Annotated in this window: 21 protein-coding genes and 1 pseudogene; 17 read left to right on the top strand and 5 right to left on the bottom strand. The window is 58.6% G+C overall.

The features are described from left to right. Positions 1–325: 325 nt before the first annotated feature. The 5 genes from GHN86_RS10240 to GHN86_RS10220 all read left to right on the top strand — a co-directional run bounded on the left by GHN86_RS10240 (position 326) and on the right by GHN86_RS10220 (position 6,971). The gene (locus tag GHN86_RS10240; RefSeq protein ID WP_153386515.1) at positions 326–2,857 is read left to right on the top strand and encodes a TonB-dependent receptor; all 2,532 of its coding nucleotides are present in this window, start codon (positions 326–328) and stop codon (positions 2,855–2,857) included. 203 nt (positions 2,858–3,060) lie between these two features. Then, positions 3,061–4,971: a phytase gene (locus tag GHN86_RS10235; protein WP_153379085.1), complete on the top strand. Its 1,911-nt coding sequence runs from the start codon at positions 3,061–3,063 to the stop codon at positions 4,969–4,971. Positions 4,972–5,026: 55 nt separating this feature from the next. After that, entirely contained in the window at positions 5,027–5,737 is a 711-nt protein-coding gene (gene tolQ / locus GHN86_RS10230) for a protein TolQ (RefSeq protein WP_153379086.1), read from the top strand. A 17-nt stretch (positions 5,738–5,754) separates the two neighbouring features. Continuing rightward, entirely contained in the window at positions 5,755–6,201 is a 447-nt protein-coding gene (gene tolR, locus GHN86_RS10225; RefSeq protein ID WP_153379087.1) for a protein TolR, read from the top strand. Next, complete coding sequence (locus tag GHN86_RS10220) at positions 6,198–6,971, top strand: TonB family protein (RefSeq protein ID WP_153379088.1); 774 nt, start codon at positions 6,198–6,200, stop codon at positions 6,969–6,971. Before tolR ends, GHN86_RS10220 begins: the two co-directional genes overlap by 4 nt. Positions 6,972–7,010: 39 nt before the next feature. On the opposite strand, the gene GHN86_RS10215 is transcribed toward GHN86_RS10220, so the two are convergent. Next, complete coding sequence (locus GHN86_RS10215) at positions 7,011–7,559, bottom strand: cytochrome b (RefSeq protein WP_153379089.1); 549 nt, start codon at positions 7,557–7,559, stop codon at positions 7,011–7,013. A 94-nt stretch (positions 7,560–7,653) separates the two neighbouring features. Next, on the bottom strand, positions 7,654–8,610 hold the full coding sequence (locus tag GHN86_RS10210; RefSeq protein ID WP_153379090.1) for a DUF1853 family protein: 957 nt from the start codon (positions 8,608–8,610) through the stop codon (positions 7,654–7,656). 182 nt (positions 8,611–8,792) lie between these two features. Between GHN86_RS10210 and GHN86_RS10205 the strand changes: the two genes are divergently transcribed. The 6 genes from GHN86_RS10205 to pepN all read left to right on the top strand — a co-directional run bounded on the left by GHN86_RS10205 (position 8,793) and on the right by pepN (position 15,467). After that, positions 8,793–9,683, top strand: a complete 891-nt coding sequence (locus tag GHN86_RS10205) for an NAD(+) kinase (protein ID WP_153379091.1) — start codon at positions 8,793–8,795, stop codon at positions 9,681–9,683. After that, positions 9,683–10,654, top strand: a complete 972-nt coding sequence (locus GHN86_RS10200; RefSeq protein WP_153379092.1) for a metallophosphoesterase — start codon at positions 9,683–9,685, stop codon at positions 10,652–10,654. Before GHN86_RS10205 ends, GHN86_RS10200 begins: the two co-directional genes overlap by 1 nt. Continuing rightward, on the top strand, positions 10,651–11,529 hold the full coding sequence (locus GHN86_RS10195; protein ID WP_153379093.1) for a rhomboid family intramembrane serine protease: 879 nt from the start codon (positions 10,651–10,653) through the stop codon (positions 11,527–11,529). The genes GHN86_RS10200 and GHN86_RS10195 overlap by 4 nt, the downstream gene beginning before the upstream one ends. 180 nt (positions 11,530–11,709) lie before the next feature. Next, on the top strand, positions 11,710–11,970 hold the full coding sequence (locus GHN86_RS10190; protein WP_122782382.1) for a YeaC family protein: 261 nt from the start codon (positions 11,710–11,712) through the stop codon (positions 11,968–11,970). Further along, on the top strand, positions 11,967–12,797 hold the full coding sequence (locus tag GHN86_RS10185; protein ID WP_153379167.1) for a DUF2797 domain-containing protein: 831 nt from the start codon (positions 11,967–11,969) through the stop codon (positions 12,795–12,797). The genes GHN86_RS10190 and GHN86_RS10185 overlap by 4 nt, the downstream gene beginning before the upstream one ends. 12 nt (positions 12,798–12,809) lie before the next feature. Then, a complete protein-coding gene (gene pepN, locus GHN86_RS10180; protein WP_153379094.1) occupies positions 12,810–15,467 on the top strand; it encodes an aminopeptidase N in 2,658 nt (885 codons plus the stop codon). Positions 15,468–15,530: 63 nt separating this feature from the next. Here the strand turns inward: pepN and GHN86_RS10175 are convergent, their stop codons facing one another. The 3 genes from GHN86_RS10175 to GHN86_RS10165 all read right to left on the bottom strand — a co-directional run bounded on the left by GHN86_RS10175 (position 15,531) and on the right by GHN86_RS10165 (position 19,655). Continuing rightward, on the bottom strand, positions 15,531–16,757 hold the full coding sequence (locus GHN86_RS10175) for an alkaline phosphatase family protein (protein ID WP_153379095.1): 1,227 nt from the start codon (positions 16,755–16,757) through the stop codon (positions 15,531–15,533). Between the two features lie 112 nt (positions 16,758–16,869). After that, complete coding sequence (locus tag GHN86_RS10170; RefSeq protein WP_153379096.1) at positions 16,870–17,595, bottom strand: FadR/GntR family transcriptional regulator; 726 nt, start codon at positions 17,593–17,595, stop codon at positions 16,870–16,872. Positions 17,596–17,918: 323 nt separating this feature from the next. Next, positions 17,919–19,655: an IlvD/Edd family dehydratase gene (locus tag GHN86_RS10165; protein WP_153379097.1), complete on the bottom strand. Its 1,737-nt coding sequence runs from the start codon at positions 19,653–19,655 to the stop codon at positions 17,919–17,921. Between the two features lie 190 nt (positions 19,656–19,845). On the opposite strand from GHN86_RS10165, the gene GHN86_RS10160 reads away from it, so the two are divergent. The 6 genes and pseudogenes from GHN86_RS10160 to GHN86_RS23405 all read left to right on the top strand — a co-directional run bounded on the left by GHN86_RS10160 (position 19,846) and on the right by GHN86_RS23405 (position 25,648). Further along, a complete protein-coding gene (locus tag GHN86_RS10160; RefSeq protein ID WP_153379098.1) occupies positions 19,846–21,168 on the top strand; it encodes an MFS transporter in 1,323 nt (440 codons plus the stop codon). 11 nt (positions 21,169–21,179) lie between these two features. Further along, positions 21,180–22,172, top strand: a complete 993-nt coding sequence (gene araD1, locus GHN86_RS10155; protein ID WP_153379099.1) for an AraD1 family protein — start codon at positions 21,180–21,182, stop codon at positions 22,170–22,172. A gap of 11 nt (positions 22,173–22,183) precedes the next feature. Further along, the gene (locus GHN86_RS10150; protein ID WP_153379100.1) at positions 22,184–23,767 is read left to right on the top strand and encodes an aldehyde dehydrogenase (NADP(+)); all 1,584 of its coding nucleotides are present in this window, start codon (positions 22,184–22,186) and stop codon (positions 23,765–23,767) included. A 101-nt stretch (positions 23,768–23,868) separates the two neighbouring features. Beyond that, positions 23,869–24,171: a DUF5629 family protein gene (locus GHN86_RS10145; RefSeq protein ID WP_153379101.1), complete on the top strand. Its 303-nt coding sequence runs from the start codon at positions 23,869–23,871 to the stop codon at positions 24,169–24,171. Continuing rightward, positions 24,161–25,333 (top strand): annotated as a pseudogene (locus GHN86_RS10140) (lactonase family protein). Before GHN86_RS10145 ends, GHN86_RS10140 begins: the two are co-directional and overlap by 11 nt. A 141-nt stretch (positions 25,334–25,474) precedes the next feature. Beyond that, on the top strand, positions 25,475–25,648 hold the full coding sequence (locus GHN86_RS23405) for a hypothetical protein (protein ID WP_194286226.1): 174 nt from the start codon (positions 25,475–25,477) through the stop codon (positions 25,646–25,648). Positions 25,649–25,719 lie beyond the last annotated feature (71 nt).

Below are 25,719 nucleotides of genomic sequence, written 5' to 3'. Positions count from 1 at the left end.
GCACGCCGCGACGGGCCATCCTTGGCCCGATCGCGGCTGGCTCGGCGTCCTGCCTCGCCACCCCCATAACAGCACCTACGTTCAGCCTCCTGTGAGGGGCCTCTGTGTCGTTCTCACAGTTTCGGTGGCAACAGTGACATCTTTTAAAAGCTAAAAGCATGTAGGTCAAATCAGCTCATTTACCTCCAAAATCCCTTTCAAAAGCCCGTTTTCAACGGGTATAGCCAATCACTGTCACAGCTTTGTCATTCACCGCCCCTAGCGTTCGCTCCCAAGTTGTCGGGCCATTTGCCCGGCCTGTCGCAGGATTTGGGGGGGAGCAAACATGTACAAGTGTCGGAGCAGGGCACAGTGGGTCGGCTTTACGTTCAGTGCATTGGCTCTGGCCATTGCCAGCGAGCGCCTCAGCGCTGCCGAGACGGCCATCGGCGCCACTGAACACGTTGAAGTCGTGGGCCAAGCCGCCAGCCTCGACAAGGCGCTCAAACAACAACGCAACTCGGACAGCATCGAAAGCGTGGTACACGCCGACGGCGTCGCCCAGTTACCAGACGCCAACGTCGCCGAGGCCGTGCAACGCTTGCCGGGCATCAGCATCGAACGCGATCAGGGCGAAGGCCGCTTCGTCAGCGTGCGCGGCCTTGGCCCCGACCTCAACAGCGTGACCATCAACGGTACGCTGGTGCCGTCCCCCGAAAGCGCCCGCCGCGCAGTAGCGCTGGATGTGTTGCCCTCGGAGCTGGTGCAGTCGCTGTCGGTGATCAAAACCCTCACCCCCGATATGGATGCCAACTCCCTCGGCGGCACGGTGGATGTGCAAAGCCTGTCGGCCTTCGACCATGAAGGCTTGTTTTATACCGGCACGACACAGGCCAGTTACAACGATAAAAGCGCACAAACCAGCCCCAAGGTTTCAGGGGCCATCAGTGATCGTTTCAGCCTGGGCGACGGCATCAACAACTTCGGTGTGGCGGCCGCGCTGAGTTGGAATAAACGCGACTTTCGTTCCGATAACGTAGAAACCGCAGGCGACTGGGACTTTACCCAGGGCGCCCGTTTAAACAGCTTTGAGCAACGGGTCTACGACATCAGCCGCGAACGCACCGGCGGCGGTTTGAACTTCGACTACAAACCTGACGACGACACCAGCCTGTACCTGCGCACGCTGTACAGCCGCTTCAAGGACAGCGAAACCCGCAACTCCACGGCCCTTGAATTTGCCGATGCACAGGCTGAAGGCGAGCTGGGCGATGCCAAGGCCAAACGTAAGCTCAAGCAGCGCGAAGAAACCCAGGAAATCCAGTCGTATGTGTTCGGTGGCGAGCGCAGCATGGGCCTGTGGACGTTGAGTGGGCAGGCCGGCTACAGCAAATCCAGCGAAGACAGTCCGGGACATATCGCCGGGGCTACGTTTAAAGGCAATTCCAGCTTTGCCGACAGTGGCTTTTATGACACCGAAAAACCACGGCCGATCATTGGCGCAGGGTTCTATGACCCGAATAATTTCAGCCTCGACAAGGTGGATTGGGAAGAGCAAACCACCAAGGACACTGAAAAGAACATTCGCCTCGATCTGGCTCGCGATTACGACGTGCAGGGCTACGCCTCGCAGGTCAAGTTTGGCGGCAAGGTCAGCCGTCGTCACAAGGACAACGACCTCAATGCTTGGGTCTATGAAGACTTCTCTGACTTGGGCTACAGCGACAACCAGCTCAATCTCAATCAGTTCAGCAAAGGGACGGTGCACTACTCGTTGGGCCAGTTCGGCCCGGGCATCAGTGGCAGCGCGATCAAGGATTTGATCGGCGGGCTGAACCGCGATGACTTCTATGACGAGCAAGAATCGCGGGCCAATGACTTCACCATGCGCGAAGACATCAATGCCGGTTATGTGATGAACACCGTCGATGTTGATGACTGGCGCTTTATCGCCGGTCTGCGCTACGAAGGCACCGAGTTCGAAGCCAAAGGCACCGGCGTGCGCAATGGCGTGTTTGAGGACGAGGACACAAAACGCGATTACCACCACTGGCTGCCCGGGTTGCACGCGCGTTATCAACTGGCGAAAAACACCCAGGTGCGCGCGGCCTGGACCAACACCGTGGTGCGCCCGACTTTTGGCCAGCTGGCACCGGGTTTTGTCATCGACGATGACGTGGCCGAGTTCGGCAACCCGAATCTGAAACCCCTGGAGTCGAGCAACTTCGATTTGGGTATTGAGCACTTTATGGGCCACGCGGGCACGGTGTCGGCCTTCCTGTTTTACAAAGACATCAAGAACTTCGTTTACAACACCGATCTGGCCGGCAGCGGCGAATGGGCGGACTTTACTGAAGCCCACAGTTATGCCAACGGCGACAGCGCCAAGCTGTACGGTTTGGAGCTGGCCTACTCGCAGAAATTCGACTGGCTGCCTGCGCCGTGGAACGGCGTGATCATGGGCGCCAACACCACCTTCAGCCGCTCCAAAGCCAGTGTTGAAGGGTTTGATGCTGCATCCGGTACCACGATCAAACGCGATATTGACCTGCCAAGCCAATCCAAAACTGTCGGCAACCTGATGCTGGGCTGGGAAGACGACAAACTCAGCGTGCGCCTGTCGGCCAACTACAAGTCGGCCTACCTCTATGAACTGGCCGGCATCAACGACAAGGCTCACGACAGCCATGTCGACGCCCAGACCTTTGTCGATTTCAGCGCCCGTTACTCGCTGACCAAAGACCTGCAAATCAGCTTCGATGCGCAAAACCTCACCGACCAGCCTTACTTCGTCTACAGCGGCAACAGCCGCTACAACAACCAGTACGAAGAGTACGGCCCGACGTATTCGGTGGGGCTGACCTTCACTCACTTCTGACCACATGTTCGTATCCGTATCCGTATCCGTAGCAGCTGACGAGCTCTGCGAGGCTGCGATCGGCTGCGCAGCAGTCGTAAAACCATTCAACCCGGTTCCTCCGATTCACGAACGCTTCGCGTCCGATCGCAGCCTCGCACTACTCGTCAGCTGCTACGGGCTATGGGCTACGACGTTCTCAAATAATTGCCAAGGCTAAATTCATGACTTTTTTGTTTACGCGCACACCCCGATTTCTACCCTTGCTGGCCTGTCTGAGTGCAAGCAGTGTGTATGCCGATATCACCCCGCCTGCGCTGCACGGGTGGTCGGCCAGTAAAGCTCAGGCGCTGAGTTTTGTGCCCGGTAGCCCGGACGATCAACGACTGGCCGTGAGCAAGCGCGATGGCATGTTGCTGCTGGATAAACAGGGCAACACCATCAGCCAGATAAAAGGCTCGTTTGCCGGGTTGGACAGCCGCACCCTGGGCGATCAGGTGCTGGTAGCCAGTCAGGATAAAACCCGTCAGCAAGTGGCCCTATTCAGCCTCGATCCCAAGACCGGCGCGTGGCAGGCACCGATGTATTTGCCGCGTCGCGATTACGCGGTCAACGGCGTGTGCCTGTACCGCGACGATGCGAGCAATGTCTACCTGTTTACCGTGGGCGAAGAGGGCAAGGGCGAGCAATGGCTGGTGGCCGCTGACCAGCAACGGCTGAACGCCCCGCGTTTGGTGCGCAGCCTGCCGTTGCCGCCCAATGCTGAGTTCTGTCAGGTCGAGGACGGCACGCAGCAACTGTTCGTCAACGAAGAGAATGTCGGCTGGTGGGCCTATCCGGCCCATGCCGAGGCGGATGTACGGCGCTCACCGGTGGCCATGGTCGAGCCATTCGGCAACCTGAAAAAATCCGCTGCGGCGATGGCGGTCATGCCGGGCGGGATGCTGGGGCTGGATGCCAAGGCGGCGCAGTTGAACCTCTATCAGCAGCAAGGCAAGCACTGGACGCCCGTGGCCAGTCTGGCGCTCAAAGGCGTGATCGAACCTGAGCATCTGGCGCTGCGCGAAACCGCTCAAGGCGTGCAAGTACTGGTGCAGGACGCCAGCAATAATCAGCTGTTTGAAGGCGTGCTCGACTGGAAAGCCACGCCTGTACCTCTGGCGCCCGTGTTGCCGGTGATCAAGCCGAGCGTGCAAACCGAGGTGGTGTTGAGCCAAGGCGATGCGGCGGACGATCCGGCCATCTGGGTACACCCGCAGACCCCCGCGTTGAGCCGGGTACTGGGCACTGACAAGCAGCAGGGGCTTGAGGTGTATGACCTGCAGGGCAAGCGCGTGCAGCACTTGCCGGTCGGGCGCCTGAACAATGTCGATGTGCGACCTGAATTCAAACTGGCGGGCAACACGGTGGACTTGGCCGTCGCGACGAACCGCGATCACAACAGCTTGAGCGTGTTCAGCATTGATCGTCGTACCGGCGAGGTTAAACCGGCGGGTGAGATTGCCACCGCACTGCCGGATATCTATGGGCTGTGCCTGTTCAAGTCACCTTCGGGGGATATTTACAGCTTTGCCAACGACAAGGACGGCACCTTTGTGCAGCACCGTTTGTTCGCCAAGGGCGACAAGGTGGAAGGCGAGCAGGTGCGTCAGTTCAAGGTCGCGACCCAGCCCGAAGGCTGTGTGGCGGATGACCAGCACCAGCGTCTGTTCCTCGGTGAAGAGGATGTGGCGGTGTGGGCGGTGGATGCGCGCCCTGACCAACCCGCTGATTTGACCGCTGTGATCAAGGTCGGAGAGCAGGTGCATGACGATATTGAAGGCATGGGCCTGTACCAGACCGAAACCGAGAATTATCTGATGATCTCAAGCCAGGGCAACGACAGCTACGTGGTGCTCGATGCCGTGCCGCCATTCGCCGTGCGCGGCGCGTTTCGGGTGGGCGTCAATGCCGACGCGGGCATTGACGGTGCCTCGGAAACCGATGGCCTTGACGTGACCTCGGCCAACCTCGGCGGGCCGTGGAGCCAAGGCATGCTGGTGGTGCAGGACGGCCGCAAGCGCATGCCCGAGCAAGCTCAGAACTACAAGTACATCCCCTGGAGCGATGTGGCCAAGGCGCTGCACTTGCCATAACCCGGTCATCTGAATCTGTATCAATACACTTCGATTAATCCGCAGGAGCACTGACATGCAAGCAACCATGGAACATATGACGATCTGGGGCCTGATTAGCGACGCCAGCCTGTTGGTCAAAGGTGTGATGTTGATTTTGCTGCTGGCTTCAATGGCGAGCTGGTATTTGATTGTGCGCCGCAGCGCTATTTTGCGTCGCAGCGAGCGCGACATCGAGGCCTTCACCCAGCGCGTGCGGGCCCCCGGCGACTGGGGCACGCTTTATCGCGAAAGCCGCGACAACAGCCATGTCGACGCCGGGGCCGAGCGGGTATTCAGCGCGGCCTACAGCGAATACGCCCAGCTCAAACAGCAACCAGGCGTAGACGCCGACGGCGTGATGCAGGGGGTTGAACGGGCCTTGTACGTGGCCATCAGTGAGCAGGAAATTCGTCTGGAAAAAGGCCTGCAATTGCTTGCCACCGTGGGTTCGGTCAGCCCCTACATCGGCCTGTTCGGCACGGTGTGGGGGATCATGAATTCCTTTATCGGTCTGTCTCAGGTGCAACAGGCCACGTTGTCGACGGTCGCGCCGGGCATTGCCGAAGCGCTGATTGCCACGGCCATCGGCTTGTTTGCTGCCATCCCTGCGGTGATTGCCTATAACCGATTCTCGGCCCGTGGCCAGACCCTGCTGACCCGCTATTACAGCCTCGGCAATGAAGTGCAAATGCGCCTGTACCGCAGCTTGCATGCCGGTGCGCGAAACATGGCGGCTGCCGCTTAACCACAGGGAGTGACGACATGCTTGTTCGACCACAGCGCAAACACGGGCCCAAGGCCGAAATGAACGTCGTGCCTTACATCGATGTGATGCTGGTGCTGCTGGTGATCTTTATGGTCACCGCGCCGATGCTGACTCAAGGAGTGAAAATCGAGTTGCCGAAAGTCGCCAGCGAAGCGCTGGCCAACGACAGCCAGCAGCAAATTTTGACCTTGTCGGTCAAGGCCGAGGGCGGCTACTACTGGAATCTGGGCAGCGAGCTGGACACCAAAAACCAGACGGACAGTGCGGTCAGCCTGGAAGAGCTGCAAGCGAAGATCGGCGAAGTGGTGACCCAAAAGGGCGACACTCAGGTGTATATCCGCGCCGATAACGAGGCGGGCTATGGCAGCGTGGTTAAAGCGATGGCGGCCTTGCAGCAAGGGGGCGTCACGAACCTGGGGTTGGTGACTGAGGCACCGCAATGAGCAGCGCGCTAATGCCGACGGTGCCGGGGGCGAGTCTGTGGCACAACAGTCAGGCGGCCGTGGTCACGGTGGCGCTGCACAGTGCCGTGATTGCGTTTCTGGTGCTGGGCTGGAGCATGAGTGAGCGCATGCCTGAGCCGGTGGCCTCGACCTTGAAAACCCGTTTGGTGATGTTGCCGGCGCAACCATTGGCGCCAGTGCCGGTGGTTGCGCCGCCACCTGTCGAGGTGCCGACGCCGGTGGTGCAAACCCCGCCTGAAGCCCGCAAACCTGCCGTAGACCCGCAGATTCAGGCGCGCAAATTGGAACAGGCGGCGCTGGCACGCAAACGCGTGAAGGAAGAAAAACAGGCACAGCTTGAGCAGCAAAAGGTCGCCCGCGAACGCGCTGAACAGGTCGAAGCGCAGCGCCAGCACGCCGTGGCCGAAGCCGCCGCGCAACAGGCGCGTGTGGCCGCAGACACCGCCAGACGCGCGCAACAAGCCGCTGCGGCAGCCGATGTGCGCCAGTATTTGCCCATCAGCAAGGTGGCACCGGACTACCCGCAGCGGGCATTGGATAAAGGCATTCAAGGCGACTGCACAGTGGAGTATTCAGTGACCCCGCAAGGCAAGGTCGACAACCCAAAAGTCGTCGGCAATTGCCACCCTGCGTTTATCCGTCCGTCACTGGTGGCCGCGGCCACTTTCCGGTATCAACCGCGCATGGTTGATGGTCAGGCGGTGACGGTGGCGGGGGTGCGCAATACCTTTCATTACAAGATCGAGTAAGGCCAACGCACCCGGCATTGCTGCCGGGCGCGTCACGGTTTAGCTGCGCCCCGGTAGCATGCGCAGCAGGGTGTTGTCCTTGATCAGGTAGTGGTGAGCCAGCCCGGCCAGTGCGTGCAAGCCAATCAGCCAGTAGCCGATGGTGCCGCCCAGCTCATGCCAGCTTTTTATTTGCTTGGCGAAGTCCGGATCTTTGCCGGTCAATACCGGCAGATCGAAGCCATAAAAGAACACAGATTTGTCGTTGTAGCTCAACACCAGATAACCCATGACCGGCATGGCGATCATGAACAGGTACAACGCCCAGTGCATCAACGTGGCGAGTGCTGTCTGCCACGCGGGCGGGGTGGGCGTGATTTTCGGCGCGACCCCCAGGGTTCTGGCCAGCAGGCGCAACCACACCAGCGCGAAAACAGTAAGGCCGAGCATAAAATGCGCGTCTTTCATCAAGTTGCGACCGTCGCTGTCTTTCGGGAAAATCCCGCGAAATTCAATCGAGGCGTAGATCAATATGAACAGCAGCACCATAAACCAGTGCAAGGCGATGGACATTCGGCTGTAGTGGTCGGCGGAGCTTTTCCAGGACATGGTGTTTCCTCACGGTTCAGGTCAAAACCACCGTTCTTGAGCGACGGTGTGCAATGACTGTAAACCGGTTACGCCATGTTGCACGTGAGGTGGGTCAGTTTTCAGGGGTGCCGGGCACATTGGGCCAAAGATCGGAGACCAAAAACAACCGTTCAGTCTCTTCCCAGTCGCCATCGCCGTTTTCAGTCAGGCGTACCAACAACTGCGCCGGGGCTTGCGGGTGCAGTTCGGCCAGCCAGACCGCGAGCTGTTGCTCGCTCCACAAGCCTTCGGCGTCATAGCGGGCCGGGGCTAGCCAGGCGTGACGGGGCAAGGGCTGCCAACACCCGGCGGCACTTTGCCGGGTAAACGCTGGCCAATCGCTTTGGTGCAGCCAGCGCCCGCGCAAGTGCTGCGGGTGGGCGCCAGCCGGGGAGAGCGAGTGACCGGGCCAGGGGTAGAGCAAATAGCCCCCCAGCCACATGTGTGCAGTGAAGGCTTGTATATCCAGCCCGGCGAGGATGTCGCGGCTTTCCGGGCGGCTCGACATGGGCAACTGGTGCTGGGTGAAGTGTTTGAGTTTACGCTCCAGCCGGTCATTGCTGCCGGGGCCGAGCCACTGCGCCGGGTCGCGGCCATCGCCCTGTTGCGGCCCGAGGTAGAGCTTTATGGCCATTTCCAGATGGTGCACGCCGTCGCGGTCGCGCAGTAAAAAGTCCAGTTCACCCAAGGTATGTCCGCCCACGCGGATCGGCAGGTTGGCGGCTATCAGCTCAATCCCGGGGGCGTGTTGCAGCGCAAAGTGCCAGAGGCGCTCGTAATAACGGCCCAGTCGGCGCGTGGTGGCCAGCGCCAGCCAGTGCTGCAGCGGCTCGCTGTGTTGATCCAAGTCGCGCAGCCAGCACTCCAGTTGCTGCGGTGCCTGAACCCAGTTGCTGCCCGTCAAGGGGTGACGCTGTGGCCAGGGGGTGTGTTCGAGCATCGGCGGGGCGAGTATCACCCACGCCAGATCACGCACCTCGGGGTGACGCAGTTGGTGGGGCAGGGTGAGCAAATCGGGGAATAGGATCATGATTCGAGCATAGCTGTTTGGCATCACCCAGAGAACGTGCCTGTCAATATGGCAGCATCCAGCGGGTTATGCCTGCCATTGCAATCAAACTGCAGCGGCCACAGGGCTGAAAGGGTTTTGTCTATCGGCGGGTTTCGCCCATAATCGCTGTTTTCGCACGCCTAGAATCTTGCAGGAGCCTCATGGAGCAATTTCGTAATATCGGCATCATTGGTCGTTTGGGCAGTTCTCAGGTGCTCGACACGGTTCGCCGACTGAAAAAATTCCTGCTTGAACGGCACATGCACGTGATCCTCGAAGACACCATCGGTGAGGTGTTGCCCGGTCATGGCCTGCAAACATCTTCGCGCAAACTGCTCGGTGAAGTCTGTGACATGGTGATTGTCGTGGGCGGCGATGGCAGTTTACTCGGCGCAGCCCGTGCGCTGGCCCGCCACAATGTCCCGGTGCTGGGGATCAACCGGGGCAGCCTGGGGTTTTTGACTGACATTCGACCTGACGAACTGGAAGTCAAAGTCGCCGAAGTGCTCGACGGGCACTATCTGGTTGAAAACCGCTTTTTGCTGCAAGCCGAAGTCCGCCGTCATGGCGAGGCCATCGGTCAGGGTGATGCGCTCAATGATGTGGTGCTGCATCCCGGCAAATCCACGCGCATGATCGAATTCGAACTGCATATCGACGGTCAGTTCGTGTGCAGCCAAAAAGCCGATGGCCTAATCGTGGCCACGCCGACCGGCTCTACGGCGTATGCCATGTCGGCGGGTGGCCCGATCATGCATCCCAAACTGGATGCCATCGTCATTGTCCCCATGTACCCGCACACCCTGAGCAGCCGGCCGATTGTGGTCGACGGCAACAGTGAGCTGAAAATCGTGGTGGCCAAAGACATGCAGATCTACCCGCAAGTCTCCTGCGACGGTCAGAATCATTTCACCTGCGCGCCGGGTGACACCGTTACCGTCAGCAAAAAAGCGCAAAAGCTGCGCCTGATTCATCCTTTGGACCACAACTACTATGAAGTGTGTCGGACCAAGCTTGGTTGGGGTAGCCGACTGGGCGGCAGGGCTGACTGATGCTCGATCCAGCGCGCAGTTACGATCTGATCGGTGACGTGCATGGCTGTGCTCATACCCTTGAGCACCTGCTGGAGCGTCTGGGCTATCGAAAACTCGCCGGTGTGTGGCGACACCCGCAACGCATGGCGGTGTTCCTGGGTGACATCATTGATCGCGGCCCGCGCATTCGCGAGTCGCTGCACATCGTCTATGACATGGTTCAGGCCGGTCAGGCGCTGTGCCTGATGGGCAACCATGAATTCAACGCGCTGGGCTGGTGTACACCGGCACCGGCAGGCAGCGGTAAACAGTTTGTGCGCGAACACAACCCGCGCCATGCCCGCCTGATCCACGAAACCCTTGAGCAGTTCGAGGCCTACCCGGACGAGTGGCGCGCGTTTGTGCAGTGGTTTTACGACATGCCGCTGTTTGTCGATGCCGGCCGTTTTCGCGTGGTGCACGCCTGCTGGGACGCGGAGGTGATTGCGCCTCTGCGCCAGCAATACCCCGATGGCTGCATTGACGAACCTTTCCTGCAGGCCGCGGCCCAGACCGACAGCTTCGCCAACCTGACCTTCAATCGGCTGTTGCGCGGCACCGACATGCGCTTGCCCGATGGCATGACCCTGACCGGTGGCGATGGACTGACGCGGGCGTTTTTCCGTACCAAGTTCTGGGAGGACGACCCCAAGACCTACGGAGATATTGTGTTTCAACCTGACGCCCTGCCCGAGCGCGTGGCGCAAAAACCGCTGTCCTCGACCGAGAAGAGCGCGTTATTGCGTTACGGTAGCCATGAGCCCTTGTTGTTTGTCGGGCATTACTGGCGCAGCGGCAAACCCGCGCCCATCCGCCCGAACCTGGCCTGTCTTGATTACAGCGCCGTGCTCTACGGCAAACTGGTGGCTTACCGGCTTGATCAGGAAACCCGCCTTGATCCCGGCAAATTTGTGTGGGTCGACGTCGAACGCCCGGAGGCGATTCAATGAGTGTTGTACAGGTGTTGCGTCTACCCTTGTCGGTCGATTTAAGCGGTTTTGTGGCCTTGCTCAAGCGTCTGCAAGTGCCCCATCGGGTCAGTGAAGAAGCGGGCGAGCAGGTGCTGTGGGCGCCCGACAACATTGCCGAGGATGTGCGTAATCTGTATCAGCGCTTTCCGGCGGGTGATCCCGAGCATGAACTGCCGGTTGTCGAGCGTCCGGTGCCGATGGCCCGGCCTGGCTTGGTCCGGCAGCTGCGCGACAGCCCGGCCACCGCGATTATTTTGCTGCTGTGCGTTCTGGTGGCGGTCGTCACGCAATTGGGCGACAACCTCTCGACCTTGAGCGGCCTGACCTTTGTCGATTACACCATTCGCGGTCAATACATCCAGTTTGCGCCGTTGTCCGAGACCTTGGCGTCGGGGCAATGGTGGCGCCTGTTCACCCCCATGCTGATTCACTTCGGTTTCCTGCACATCGCCATGAACGGCATGTGGTTCTGGGAACTGGGGCGACGTATTGAACTGCGTCAGGGCAGCATCAACCTGATCGGCCTGAGCCTGTTATTCAGCCTGGTGTCCAACTTCGCCCAATACCTGTTCGGCGGCCCGAGTCTGTTTGGCGGCTTGTCGGGAGTGTTGTACGGCTTGCTGGGGCATATCTGGATTTACCAGTTGATGGCGCCCAACCCGATGTACAACCTGCCTCGCGGCGTGCTGGTGATGATGCTGGTATGGCTGGCGTTGTGCATGTCCGGGCTGGTGTCGATGATTGGTTTTGGCCAGATCGCCAACGCGGCACATGTAGGCGGATTGGTGATCGGTTGCCTGACCGGTTTGCTGGGCGGCCTGTGGGCCCGTCGCAAAATTGCGATGCACCTGTAGCAGCCGCCGAAGGCGGCGTCCGGCGGCGCAGCCGTCGTAAAATCAGGCAGTTCGGTATGTCTGTTAAACCTGGTATTCGGGTTTTACGATCGCTTCGCAATCGGACGCAGCCTTCGGCAGCTGCTACGAACAGCGGTGCGACATTTACCTCACTATTTTTCAAAGAGCGGAAACAGAACCATGTCCTCTTTCAACGAAATGATCAAAAACATCACTCCCGAGATCTATCAGAGCCTGAAACTGGCCGTAGAAATCGGTAAATGGGCTGACGGCAACAAGCTGACCCCCGAGCAACGCGAGCTGTCGTTGCAGGCCATGATCGCCTGGGAAGTCAACAACCTGCCCGAAGACCAACGCACCGGCTACATGGGTCCGCAGGAGTGCAGCTCCAAGTCGGCGCCGGTGCCGAACATCCTGTTCAAGTCGGATGCCATCCATTGATTGAGATTGGTCGCGGTGCAATCAGTAAAATGTCGGCACGTCTGGAACAGCCGACCGTTCAATACGCGTTTCGTTTGGGCGATACCGAGGTGCCGGTCAATCCATTGATCGGTACCAAACTGCGTCTGGAATTCCTGGGAGAGATCCACTGCTCCCACTGCGGACGCAAAACCAAGAAGAGCTTCAGTCAGGGCTATTGCTACCCGTGCATGACCAAGCTGGCGCAATGCGATGTGTGCATCATGAGCCCGGAGCGCTGCCATTACGACGCAGGTACGTGCCGTGATCCGTCGTGGGGCGAGCAATTCTGCATGACCGATCACGTGGTGTATCTGGCCAACTCCTCCGGGGTCAAGGTCGGCATCACCCGCGGTACTCAATTGCCGACCCGCTGGCTCGATCAGGGCGCCAGTCAGGCCTTGCCGATCGTGCGCGTCGCCACCCGTCAGCAGTCGGGTTTTGTCGAAGACCTGTTGCGCTCGCAAGTGGCTGACCGCACCAACTGGCGGGCACTGCTTAAGGGCAATGCCGAGCCGGTTGACCTCGCCGCGGTGCGTGATCAGCTGTTCGACAGCTGCGCCGAAGGTCTACACACCTTGCAGGAGCGTTTTGGCTTGCAAGCGGTCCAACCCTTGCATAGCGTCGAGCCCATCGAGATTTGTTACCCGGTTGAGCAGTACCCAAGCAAGATTGTCAGCTTTAATCTGGACAAGGATCCGATCGTTGAAGGCACGCTGATGGGGATCAAGGGCCAATACCTGATCTTCGACACCGGCGTTATCAATATTCGCAAATACACGGCCTACCAGCTGGCCGTGCATCAGTAAAAGGACACCCGCATGCGCACCGAACAACCGCAAATGATCTACCTGAAGGACTATCAGGCGCCCGAGTATCTGATCGACGAGACGCATCTGACCTTTGAGTTGTTCGAGGATCACACGTTGGTCCATGCGCAGTTGGTGATGCGCCGCAACCCGGCGCGCGGCGCAGGTTTACCGGCGCTGGCGCTGGACGGTCAGCAACTGCAGCTGTTGAGTGTGGCGATGGATGACGCCGAACTGACCCCTGCAGATTATCAACTGAGCGACAGCCACCTGATCCTGCACCCGACTGCCGAGCAGTTTGTGGTCGACACCAGCGTCAAGATCCACCCCGAATCCAATACCGCGCTGGAAGGCTTGTACAAGTCCGGCACGATGTTTTGCACCCAGTGCGAAGCCGAAGGGTTTCGCAAGATCACCTATTACCTCGACCGCCCGGACGTCATGAGCAAGTTCACCACCACCGTGGTGGCAGAGCAGCATCGTTATCCGATCCTGCTGTCCAACGGCAACCCGATCGCCAGCGGCCCCGACGAAGACGGTCGGCACTGGGCGACCTGGGAAGACCCGTTCATGAAACCGGCTTACCTGTTTGCCCTGGTGGCGGGAGATTTGTGGTGCGTTGAAGACACCTTTATCACCATGACCGACCGCAACGTCGCCTTGCGCATTTATGTCGAGCCGGAAAACATCGACAAGTGCCAGCACGCCATGACCAGCCTGAAAAAGTCGATGCGCTGGGATGAGGAAACCTACGGCCGTGAATACGATCTGGACATCTTCATGATCGTTGCCGTCAGTGACTTCAACATGGGCGCGATGGAGAACAAAGGTCTCAATATCTTCAACTCCAGCGCCGTGCTGGCCCGCGCCGAAACCGCCACCGACGCCGCGCATCAGCGCGTTGAAGCGATTGTCGCCCACGAATACTTCCACAACTGGTCGGGCAACCGCGTGACTTGCCGTGACTGGTTCCAGCTGTCGCTCAAGGAAGGCTTCACGGTGTTCCGTGACTCGCAATTCTCGGCCGACATGAACTCGCGGGTGGTCAAGCGTATTCAGGACGTGGCTTACCTGCGCACCCATCAGTTCGCCGAAGATGCTGGCCCTATGGCCCATGCGGTGCGCCCTGACAGTTTTATCGAAATCTCCAACTTCTACACCCTGACGGTCTACGAAAAAGGCTCGGAAGTGGTGCGCATGATCCACACCCTGCTGGGCGAAGTGGGCTTTCGCAAAGGCAGCGACCTGTACTTTGAGCGCCATGATGGTCAGGCCGTCACCTGCGATGACTTTATCAAGGCCATGGAAGACGCCAACGGCGCCGACCTGTCCCAGTTCAAACGCTGGTACAGCCAGGCCGGTACACCGCGTCTGGCGGTCAGCGAGCACTATGATGCGACGCAAAAGACCTACAGCCTGACCTTCGCCCAAAGCTGCCCGCCAACTCCGGACAAGGTTGAAAAACTGCCGTTCGTGATTCCGGTAGAACTGGCCCTGTTGAACGCACAGGGCGCTGAACTGGCGTTGCAACTGGCGGGCGAGACGAACGCTGCGGGCACCACGCGGGTGCTGTCGGTGACTGAAGCCCAGCAGACCTTCACCTTCGTGGGTGTGCCTGAAAAACCGTTGCCATCGCTGTTGCGCGGTTTCTCGGCACCGGTCAAGTTGCAGTTTGCCTACAGCCGTGACCAGTTGATGTTCCTGATGCAACACGACAGCGATGGTTTCAACCGCTGGGATGCCGGCCAGCAACTGTCGGTGCAGGTGTTGCAAGACTTGATCAGCCAGCATCAACGTGGTGAAGCACTGACCCTGGACCCGCGTCTGGTTGAGGCGCTGCGCAGCGTGCTCAACAACGCGCAACTGGATCAGGCCATGGTGGCGGAGATGCTGTCGTTGCCGGGCGAGGCTTACCTCACTGAAATCAGCGAAGTGGCCGATGTCGACGCGATCCACGCGGCCCGCGAGTTTGCCCGCAAGCAATTGGCCGATAGCCTGTTCGATGACCTGTGGACGCGTTATCAAGCCAATCGTGCGGTGTCCAAGGCCACGCCATACGTGGCCGAAGCTGAGCATTTTGCCCGTCGCGCCCTGCAAAACATCGCGCTGTCTTACTTGATGCTGACCGGCAAACCCGAGGTGTTGGCGGCGGCGCTGGAGCAGTTCGAGCACAGCGACAATATGACCGAGCGCCTGACCGCCTTGGCAGTGCTGGTCAACTCGCCTTTTGAGGCCGAGAAAGCCGCCGCGCTGGCCAGCTTTGCCGATCACTTCAAGGACGATCCGCTGGTCATGGACCAATGGTTCAGCGTGCAGGCGGGCAGCACCTTGCCCGGCGGTTTGCAGCGCGTGCAGCAGTTGATGGAGCATCCAGCGTTTACCCTGAAAAACCCGAACAAGGTGCGCGCGCTGGTGGGCGCTTTTGCCGGCCAGAACCTGATCAACTTCCATGCGGCGGACGGCTCGGGCTATCGCTTCCTGGCCGATCTGGTGATCCAGCTGAACGCCTTGAACCCGCAGATTGCTTCGCGCCAATTGGCGCCATTGACCCGCTGGCGTAAATACGACAGCGCCCGTCAGGCGTTGATGAAGGCTGAACTTGAGCGCATTCGCAACTCGGGCGACCTGTCCAGCGATGTGTTTGAAGTGGTCAGCAAAAGCCTGGCGTAACCTCTGATGTAAAAAAAGGCCCTACCCGAGCAATCGGATAGCGCCTTTTTTATGTCAGCCCGTTCAGTGTTGCATAGTCACCAAACGTGACACCGGCACCTTATTGATTTCCACCGTGTAGTTGACGTTGCCATTGATGTCTTTCACATCGTTATCGATGTATTCACCTTGATGGTTGGGCACTGAGGCGATGTGCTGACCGTCGCGGTAAATATGCACGGGTTCGCCCCGGGGTTTGTCGCCTTGCCATGTCAGCACCACCTGCGAGGTGGCCGGTAAAACCTGAGTTGTGAGCTGTCTGACGCCCAGTGCGCCAATCAAAGGCAGGCCGTCCATTGAGTGCTGTGCCGCATCCGGTTCAACGCCAAAATGTTTCAGAATTGTCGGCGTGATGTCCGCCTGACTGGCAAAGCCATATAACCCGCTGTGTCCCGGGTTAGTTGGGGCGCTGACAGGATCGGTCAGTTGCGCGTTAGCCAATTTGTTCATCGCAATAAAAGTGGTCTTTTCGCTCAGGGTTTGTTGGCCGTGGCTGTAACCGTCCGGTAGGCGGCAGCCGTGATCGGGCGAGACGATGACTAACCAGTCCTCCGTCGGGTGGGTCGCTTGACGGCGTTTCAGCGCTGACAGCAACTGGCCCACCTGCGCATCTACACCCTGTATGGCCTGCTGATACTCGGGGGCGAAACCATGATCGTGACCCGCCAGATCAGGCTCATCGAAGTGGGCGAATACCAGGTCAGACTCGCCATGTTCAAGTTCGTAACCGGCTTTATCGGCCACACATTGATCCACGTCCAGGCATTTGGTGGCACTGTCGATATAGCCCTGAGCGATGTCTTCGGCGAAGTTGTCGTTGATGGTGCCCCAACTGACAATACTGGTGGTTTTACGCTGTGGTGCCGCGCGTTTGAGTTGTTCGAACAGGCTGGGCGCCTGATTGCGTAATGCACCATTGTTGGCGTCGACTTGATGCCGGTCGACCCAACTGCCGGTCAAGATAGTCGTCCACCCCGGGCCGCTGTTGGTGAGTTGTTCGGTTGGAGTACCGTCAATGCCGCCGATGTAACTTTTGGCCAGTTTGAGGCTGCCAATGTGCGGCGCCATGTTCTGTGCGATGGCTTCCTGCAGTTTTTCGTACTGCATGCCATCCACACCAATCAACAAGGCTTTTTGAGTGTTGGAAGTTTGGTTGTCGGCAGAAGAGGGGGGGAGTGCATGAGCGGCCACAGAGGTCAAAGACAGGCTCAGGCAGGCAGTGATGGAAAACGCAACAGTGGAATAACGCATGGCAGATCTCAGTGATTGAATGGACACCGGGCGAGTATTCAGTCGGTGTATTTCACTGGGGTGAATCTGCTGCAGCCTTTAAACCACCGAATGTTTCTGCACCCGGTCAGGTTCACAGTGTGACGGGATCTTGCCTAAGCACCACATCCAACGCCGTGCGTGCATCATCCAATTGCACCAGCGTGGCATGTCGCGCGCCCAGTGCGTCGTGATTTTCGATGGCCGTCAAAATGGCTTTGTGCCGAGGCAGCGCCAGTTCATGCAAGTTGGGACGGCGATTTGAATGCTTTAACGCTTCACGCAACGCCAGCGACAGCATATTGCACAGGTTGGCGAGCAAGTCATTGTGAGTGGCATCGGCAATGCGGCTGTGAAAATCCAGATCGGGCTGTAATAACGCTTCAGGGGTATCGGCTTTCTCCATGCGCTCATAAGCATCACGGATAGCGGCGACTTCTTCATCGGTCGCATGCTGAGCGGCGAGGGCGGCCACGGCGGGTTCGATAATGCTGCGTACACTGGTCAGCAAGGCAAAAAATTCGTTTTGTGGCGAACTTTGCATTAGCCAATGCAGCACATCCGGGTCAAGCATGTGCCATTCGCGGCGCGGCTTGACCACCGTTCCCACGCGCGGTTTGGAGTACACCAGGCCCTTGGCAAGCAACACCCGGGTGGCTTCGCGCAGCACCGGACGGCTGACCGCATACTCTTCGCACAACAAGGCTTCTGCGGGCAGTTTGTCATCGGGTTTAAAGCGCCCGGAGACAATTTGCATGCCCAGTTCCTGAACGATGCGCGCGTGCATGCTTTTGCGCTCGGAGGGCTGACGATAATCCATAGGGCGTAGGTCGATCCTGTGGCAGAAAGGCACCGATGATAACAGCCACGCGAGGCGTAAACCTCACAAAACCCCGATGCAGCGCCGTTTTGTAGTCGCTGCCGAAGGCTGCGAAATGCCCGCCCGCTGATCAAGTCGTAGCAGTTGACGAGTAATGCGAGGCTACGTCCGACGATGCAATCGTCGCAAACACTATGAACGCGGTGTGCTTGATCCACCGGGTAGCATGGTTTTACGACGGCTTTGCCGCCGGTCGCAGCCTCGCAGAGCTCGTCAGCTCCTACAGTTTTTTTGCCCCTGGTGCGATTACGGGTGTTGCAGTGTCAATGCGAATGACGCGGCACTTCTGATCCGCGGCAACCCACCAGAAAGTCAAAGTCGCAGCCTTGGTCGGCCTGCATCACATGGTCGATGTACAGCTGGCGATAGCCGCCAATCAGCAGGTTTTTTGGCGGTTCGATGTCGGCCAGTCGGGCAGCCAGTTCGGCGTCGCTGATGTCCAGATGCAAACGCCCGCTGTGGCAATCCAGTTCGATCCAGTCGCCTTCCTGCACGGCGGCCAATGGCCCGCCCGCTGCAGCTTCGGGGGCCACATGCAAGACCACGGTGCCATAGGCTGTGCCGCTCATGCGTGCATCGGAAATACGCACCATGTCCGTCACGCCCTGGGCCAGCAGCTTGGCCGGCAAGCCCATGTTGCCCACTTCGGCCATGCCCGGATAACCCTTGGGCCCACAGTTTTTCATCACCAATATCGAGTCGGCGGTGACGTCCAGCTCCGGATCGTTGATGCGTGCTTTGTACATGTCGAAGTTTTCAAACACCACGGCTTGCCCTCGATGCTTCATCAACGCCGGAGTGGCAGCCGACGGTTTCAGCACGGCGCCCAGTGGCGCCAGATTGCCGCGTAATACGCAAATGCCGCCGTCCGCTACCAGCGGGTTTTCAATCGCACGGATCACTTCGTCGTCGCCATAAATGGGCGAGTTTTTCACGTTGTCCCACAAGCTCTGGCCGTTGACCGTCAGTGCATTAGGGTGCGGGATCAAGTTGTTTTCCCCCATCCGGCGCAGCACGGCCGGCAGGCCGCCCGCGTAGTAGAACTCTTCCATCAGGAAGCGCCCGGACGGCTGCAAATCCACCAGTGTCGGTGTGCCGCGTCCGATGCGGGTCCAGTCATCCAGTTCCAGATCGACGCCGATGCGTCCGGCGATGGCTTTCAAGTGGATCACCGCATTGGTCGAGCCGCCAATGGCCGCATTGACCCGGATCGCATTTTCAAAGGCTTCTTTGGTCAGCACTTTGGACAGGCGCAGGTCTTCGCGCACCATTTGCACCGCCCGCATGCCGGACATGTGCGCGAGCACGTAACGGCGCGAATCGACCGCCGGAATCGCCGCGTTGTGCGGCAACGAAGTGCCCAACGCTTCTGCCATGCAGGCCATGGTCGAGGCGGTGCCCATGGTGTTGCAGGTGCCCGCCGAACGTGACATGCCGGCTTCTGCCGAGAGGAATTCGTCGAGGCTGATATTGCCCGCCTTATAGGACTCGTGCATCTGCCAGACGATGGTGCCGGCGCCGATGTCTTTGCCCTTGTGCTTGCCGTTCAGCATCGGCCCACCGGTCACTACGATAGCGGGAACGTCGCAACTGGCAGCCCCCATCAACAGGGCAGGGGTGGTTTTGTCGCAGCCGGTCAGCAGCACAACGCCGTCAATCGGGTTGCCGCGAATGGCTTCCTCCACGTCCATGCTGGCCAGATTGCGGGTCAGCATGGCGGTGGGGCGCAGGTTTGATTCGCCGTTGGAGAACACCGGGAATTCAACCGGGAAGCCGCCTGCTTCGATGACACCGCGCTTGACGTGCTCTGCAATGGTTCGGAAGTGAGCGTTGCACGGCGTCAGCTCTGACCAGGTGTTGCAGATACCGATGATCGGTTTGCCCTGAAACTGATGGTCGGCAATGCCCTGATTCTTCATCCAGCTGCGGTACATGAAGCCGTTTTTGTCCGCGCTGCCAAACCATTGGGCGGAGCGCAGGGGAGGCATTTTATCAGACATGGCGGACTCTCTTATTGTATGACTAATTGATTTTTATGCTCCTAAAGTAGCTGGAAAAATGCCGTCTTGGAAGTGTTGTTGGGTAAATAGTATTACTATATAGTCGCTTTTAACTGAGAGATGATCCTGGCATTTTCCCGCCTGAGGCCACTCCAGAGGTGCCATAACAAAAACAATGGGAGACCGTCATATGAGCCAGGAACTCGGGCTTATTCGCCGCATTACGTTAAAACTCATTCCGTTTCTGATTCTGCTGTACCTCATTGCCTATGTAGACCGCTCCGCTGTGGGCTTTGCCAAGCTGCACATGGGCGCAGACGTCGGCATTGGCGACGCGGCTTACGGGTTGGGCGCGGGGTTGTTCTTTATCGGTTATTTCCTCATGGAGATCCCCAGTAACCTGATGCTTGAGCGCTTCGGTGCCCGGCGCTGGTTTGCCCGCATCATGCTGACCTGGGGTGCCATCACGATTGGCATGGCGTTTGTGCAAGGGCCGCACAGTTTCTACGTGATGCGCTTTTTACTCGGCGTTGCCGAAGCTGGGTTCTTTCCGGGCGTTCTGTACTACATCACTCAGTGGTTCCCGGTGCGCCATCGCGGCAAGATTCTGGGCCTGTTTATCCTCTCGCAACCGATCGCCATGATGATCACCGGGCCTATTTCTGGCGGCTTGCTGGGGATGGAAGGGGTACTCGGCCTGCACGGCTGGCAATGGCTGTTTATCGTGATCGGGATGCCGGCGATTCTGCTGACCTGGCCTGTCCTGCGTTACCTGCCGGATGGCCCGCAACAGGTCAAATGGATGACCCTGCCCGAGAAGGACTGGCTGGTCGGTGAGCTGGAAAAAGACTTGCAGGCGTACGGCCAGACCCGTCACGGCAACCCGCTGCATGCGCTCAAGGACAAACGTGTGTTGCTGCTCGCGCTGTTCTATCTGCCGGTGACATTGAGCATCTACGGTTTGGGCCTGTGGTTGCCGACGCTGATCAAACAGTTTGGCGGCAGTGACCTGACCACCGGCTTTGTGTCTTCGGTGCCCTACATCTTCGGCATCATCGGCCTGCTGATTATTCCGCGCAGTTCTGACCGTCTGAATGACCGTTACGGCCATCTGGCCGGGTTGTATGTCGTGGGCGCGATTGGCTTGTTTTTCAGCGCCTGGCTGACGGTTCCGGTGTTGCAATTGGGGGCCCTGTGTCTGGTGGCGTTCTCGCTGTTTTCCTGCACGGCGATTTTCTGGACCTTGCCGGGTCGCTTTTTTGCAGGCGCCAGTGCGGCGGCCGGGATTGCCTTGATCAATTCGGTCGGCAACCTGGGCGGCTACATCGGCCCGTTCGTGATTGGTGCGCTCAAGGAATACACCGGCAATCTGGCCTCGGGCCTGTACTTCCTCTCTGGGGTGATGGTGTTCGGGTTGTTCCTGACCGTTGTTGTGTACCGCCTACTGGAGCGCAAACACGTGCTCAAACCCACTGAATTCGCGGCCAGCGCACGTGCGGCCACTCATCCTTAAGGAAGCTTGTTATGCGTTTAGTACAGTTTGAATTGAACAACGGTGAGCGCCGCGTCGGGTTGGTTGACGGCGGTCTGGTGCGTGAAGTGCAGGATGCACGCAGCGTGCGTGAGTTGGCCCTGGCCGCGATTGAAGCGGGCATCGGGCTTGCTCAACAAGTCGACCAACAGGGTTTGGGAATGACTCATGATTATCCGCAGTTACTGGCGCAGTTGAGGATTTTGCCGCCGCTGGACCATCCTGATCCGGCGCACATGCTGATCAGCGGCACGGGCTTGACCCATCTGGGCAGTGCTTCGGCGCGTGACAAGATGCACCAGCAGGCGGGCGATGAATCGACCCTGACGGACACCATGCGCATTTTCAAATGGGGCGTGGAGGGCGGCAAGCCAGCAGCGGGGCAGGCCGGTGTCCAACCTGAATGGTTCTACAAAGGCGATGGCAGCATTGTCGTACGCCCCGGCCAGCCGTTCCCGTTGCCACCGTTTGCCGAAGATGCGGGTGAAGAGCCGGAAATCGGTGGCCTGTATGTCATTGGTCACGATGGTAAGCCTTATCGATTGGGCTTCGCCGTAGGCAACGAATTCTCTGACCATGTCATGGAGCGCAAAAACTACCTGTATCTGGCCCATTCCAAGCTGCGCAGCTGTTCGTACGGACCTGAGCTGCGGGTGGGCGAGTTGCCGCAGCATTTGGCGGGCAGCAGCCGGATTATGCGTAACGGCCAGGTGCTATGGGAGAACGAGTTCCTGAGCGGTGAAGCCAATATGTGCCACAGCCTGGAAAACCTCGAATACCACCATTTCAAGTACAGCCAGTTCTTGCGCCCGGGTGATGTGCATGTCCACTTTTTCGGCACGGCGACCCTGTCGTTTGGCGATGGCATTCGCACGCAACCCGGCGATAGTTTTGAAATCAGTCAAGCCGAGTTCGGCGCACCGCTGGTCAACGGTATCGCCCCGGTGAGCGCGGCTTTTGAACCCGGCAGCATCGGCACACTTTAAAAGGAAACCCCATGACGCAGATTCTCGGTCACAACTATATCGGCGGCCAACGCAGTGCTGAAGGCAGCACTCTGGTCAAGAGTGTCGATGCCACCACGGGCGAAACACTGCCCTACGACTTTTATCAGGCCACGGCGCAGGAAGTGGATCGCGCCGCGACCGCTGCTGCCAGCGCCTATCCGGCATTTCGGGTCTTGAGTGCCGAACGCCGTGCTGAATTTCTCGACGCCATTGCCGATGAGCTGGATGCACTGGGCGATGAGTTTGTCGCCACCGTGTGCCGTGAAACGGCATTGCCTGCAGGTCGAATTCAGGGGGAGCGAGGTCGTACCAGCGGGCAGATGCGTTTGTTTGCCAAGGTGCTGCGCCGTGGCGATTTTTATGGCGCACGTATTGATCAGGCGTTGCCGGATCGCACGCCATTACCTCGTCCGGATCTGCGCCAGTACCGCTTGGGTGTCGGGCCAGTTGCGGTGTTTGGCGCCAGCAATTTCCCCTTGGCGTTTTCCACCGCTGGCGGTGACACCGCTTCGGCACTGGCGGCTGGTTGCCCAGTGGTGTTCAAAGCGCACAGCGGACACATGGCTACCGCCGAATGCGTAGCGGACGCGCTGCTGCGTGCCGCTGAACGTACGGGCATGCCAGCGGGTGTGTTCAACATGATTTATGGTTCGGGCGTGGGTGAAGCGCTGGTCAAACACCCGGCGATTCAAGCCGTTGGCTTTACCGGGTCGCTGCACGGCGGCCGCGCGCTGTGCGACATGGCAGCCGCACGGCCGCAGCCGATCCCGGTGTTCGCCGAGATGTCCAGCATCAACCCGGTGATTATCCTGCCGCAGGCATTGGCGGTACGCAGCACTACCATTGCCCGTGAACTGGCGGCGTCGGTGGTGCAAGGGTGCGGGCAGTTCTGCACCAATCCCGGTCTGGTCATCGGCATTCGTTCACCTGGGTTTACGGCCTTTATCGAACAATTGGCCGGACACATCAGCGAGCAACCGGCACAGACCATGCTCAACGCCGGTACCTTGCGCAGTTATGGCAAAGGTCTGGACGCGTTGCTCAGCCATGACCGTATCCAACACGTGGCCGGGAACACGCAGCAAGGAAGTCAGGCCCAGCCGCAGCTATTCAAGGCGGATGTCAGCTTGTTGCTGGAGGGCGACGAGGTGTTGCAGGAAGAGGTCTTTGGCCCGACTACAGTGGTCATTGAGGTCGCTGATCAAGCCCAGCTCAGTGCAGCCATCAACGGCCTGCGCGGTCAGCTGACTGCAACCCTGATAGGCGAAACAACGGACTTTGAGCAGTTCGGCGAATTGACTGGGTTACTGGAGCAAAAAGTTGGACGTATTCTGCTCAATGGCTACCCGACAGGTGTTGAAGTTTGCGATTCGATGGTCCACGGCGGGCCGTACCCGGCGACCTCAGATGCGCGCGGTACGTCGGTGGGTACCTTGGCCATCGACCGCTTTCTGCGACCGGTGTGCTTGCAGAACTACCCGGACAGCTTGCTGCCGGATGTGTTGAAAAATGCCAACCCGCTGGGCATTCAACGCTTGGTGGATGGCCAGTTCTCGAACCGGGCCATCGGCTGATTTGATCAAAACAGGCGACGTGCTCAGCGAGCACGTCGCTGGGCGTAGGTTCGTTCGTTTATTTGGCCTATCATTACGCCTTTCCAACAGGTGAATGATTAATGAGCGAATCCAACCAGACCTTGCGTGCGGCCCTTGAAACCAGCGATATGCTGGAAATCGATGGTTTGCACGCCTTTGAATTCTCTATGGACGAGAAGGGTCTGTTCATTCAAGCCATGGACGGTCGAGCAGAAAAACGCTGGAATTTTACAGCCGCGCAAATTGACGCGGCTGTTTTTAACGATCAATTGCAAAGCTGGTTACTCAACGGTGATGCTGGCGAGCACCGCCTGGTCTGCTTAAGCGCCTTTACGGGCAATAATAATGATGATGACGAGTCCGAGGTTGCTGATGAAGCTTAAATGGTTGCCCTTGTTGTTGGCGTCGGGTGTCGGTGCAATGTCGGCGCAAGCCGCCTCCGAGAACGAAGTTGAGCTATTGGTCGGCTCTTACACCCAAGGCAAAAGCCAAGGTATCTACCGTTTGCAGTTCAACAGCGACAGTGGCCGCATCACGCCTGAACCCCTGCAAGTGTTCAAAACCGCCAATCCGTCCTGATTGACCTTGTCCAAGGATCAGCAACGCCTTTTTGTGGTCAATGAAAACGGCAAAGTCCAATCCGATGTAGTAGGGCGCATCAGTAGCCTGGCGATTGACCCGAAAACCAATGAGTTGTCACTGATCAATCAGGTCAAGTCATTGGGCGAAGAGCCGACGCATTCCAGCCTCAGCGCTGATGAGCGCTACTTGTTCGTGGCCAACTACGGGGTGTATGAAGACCCGGGTGGCAGCCTTGCCGTGTTGCCCATCAATGACCAGGGCCAATTACAGGCCGTGACGCAAATGAGCAGTCATCAGGCCAGCCTGGTCAACCCTGAGCGTCAGATGTCTGCTCACGTTCACTCAGTCGTTTCATCGCCGGATGGCAAGTTTGTGTTTGCCAATGACTTGGGCGCGGACAAGATTTTTGTCTATCGGTACGACCCGGCGGCCAACGTCGAACACCCGTTGGTTGCCGCCAATCCTGCGGCGGTTGAGCTGCCTGCAGGCAGCGGCCCTCGGCATCTGCTGTTTTCCAAAGACGGCAAGCACGCCTACCTGACGACTGAAATGAGCGCTCAGGTGTTCGTGTTCGATTACGCAGACGGTCATCTAAAGCAGCGTCAGGCGGTGGACCTGGCCCACGGCCAACCTCAGGAAAAACGTGCGGCGGGTGCCTTGCACACCAGTGCTGACGGCAAGTTCCTGTATGTCAGTAACCGCGGTAAAGCCAATGAGTTGCTGGTGTTCACCATTGATCCGATGACCGGCGAGCTGACTGAAATCCAGCGCCGTTCGGTTGAAGGTGATCATCCGCGCGAGTTCACTTTGAGCCCCAATGGCAAGTTTGTGCTGGTTGCCAACCAGATGAGCAACGCCATCGTGGTTATTGAACGCGATGCTAAAACCGGCAAGCTGGGCAAGACCGTACAAACCCTGCCGATGGATGCGCCGTCTGATGTGAAATTCATCAACCGCCCGTAAACACGGGCTGGCAGCTTTCTATCAATCCGCCTGATAGACGCTAGTGCTGCAATGAATTTCTGTGCAATGGCCCTCGGCGGTAAGTTGGTTTCACAGCCTTAAACGGCAAGCAAGCCAACCGAATCGTCGAGGGTTATCGCCATGAACTTCAATCTTTTCTCTGTTATCGCCGCTTCTGCCATCTCTGCCACTTTGGCCCTGCCAGCCAGTGCCAACACCATGGTTAGCGACAAGAAATCCACGGTTTATACGCAAAAATACCTGCAGCAAAGCGTCAATTTCTATGCCGCGTTAGCCCCTAAACCCCAACGGTGAATACCTGCGTTGTTCGTGAGTGAACACATGTTTGTGTTAACGGAATACCGCAGGCATGGAGATTAAGTTCT

It is taken from the genome of Pseudomonas helleri (assembly GCF_009600315.1).
In the GTDB taxonomy this organism is placed as follows: Bacteria; Pseudomonadota; Gammaproteobacteria; order Pseudomonadales; family Pseudomonadaceae; genus Aquipseudomonas; species Aquipseudomonas helleri_A.
The sequence above is the reverse complement of the archived record's forward strand: the minus strand, read 5'-3'. Positions and strand labels throughout refer to the sequence as shown.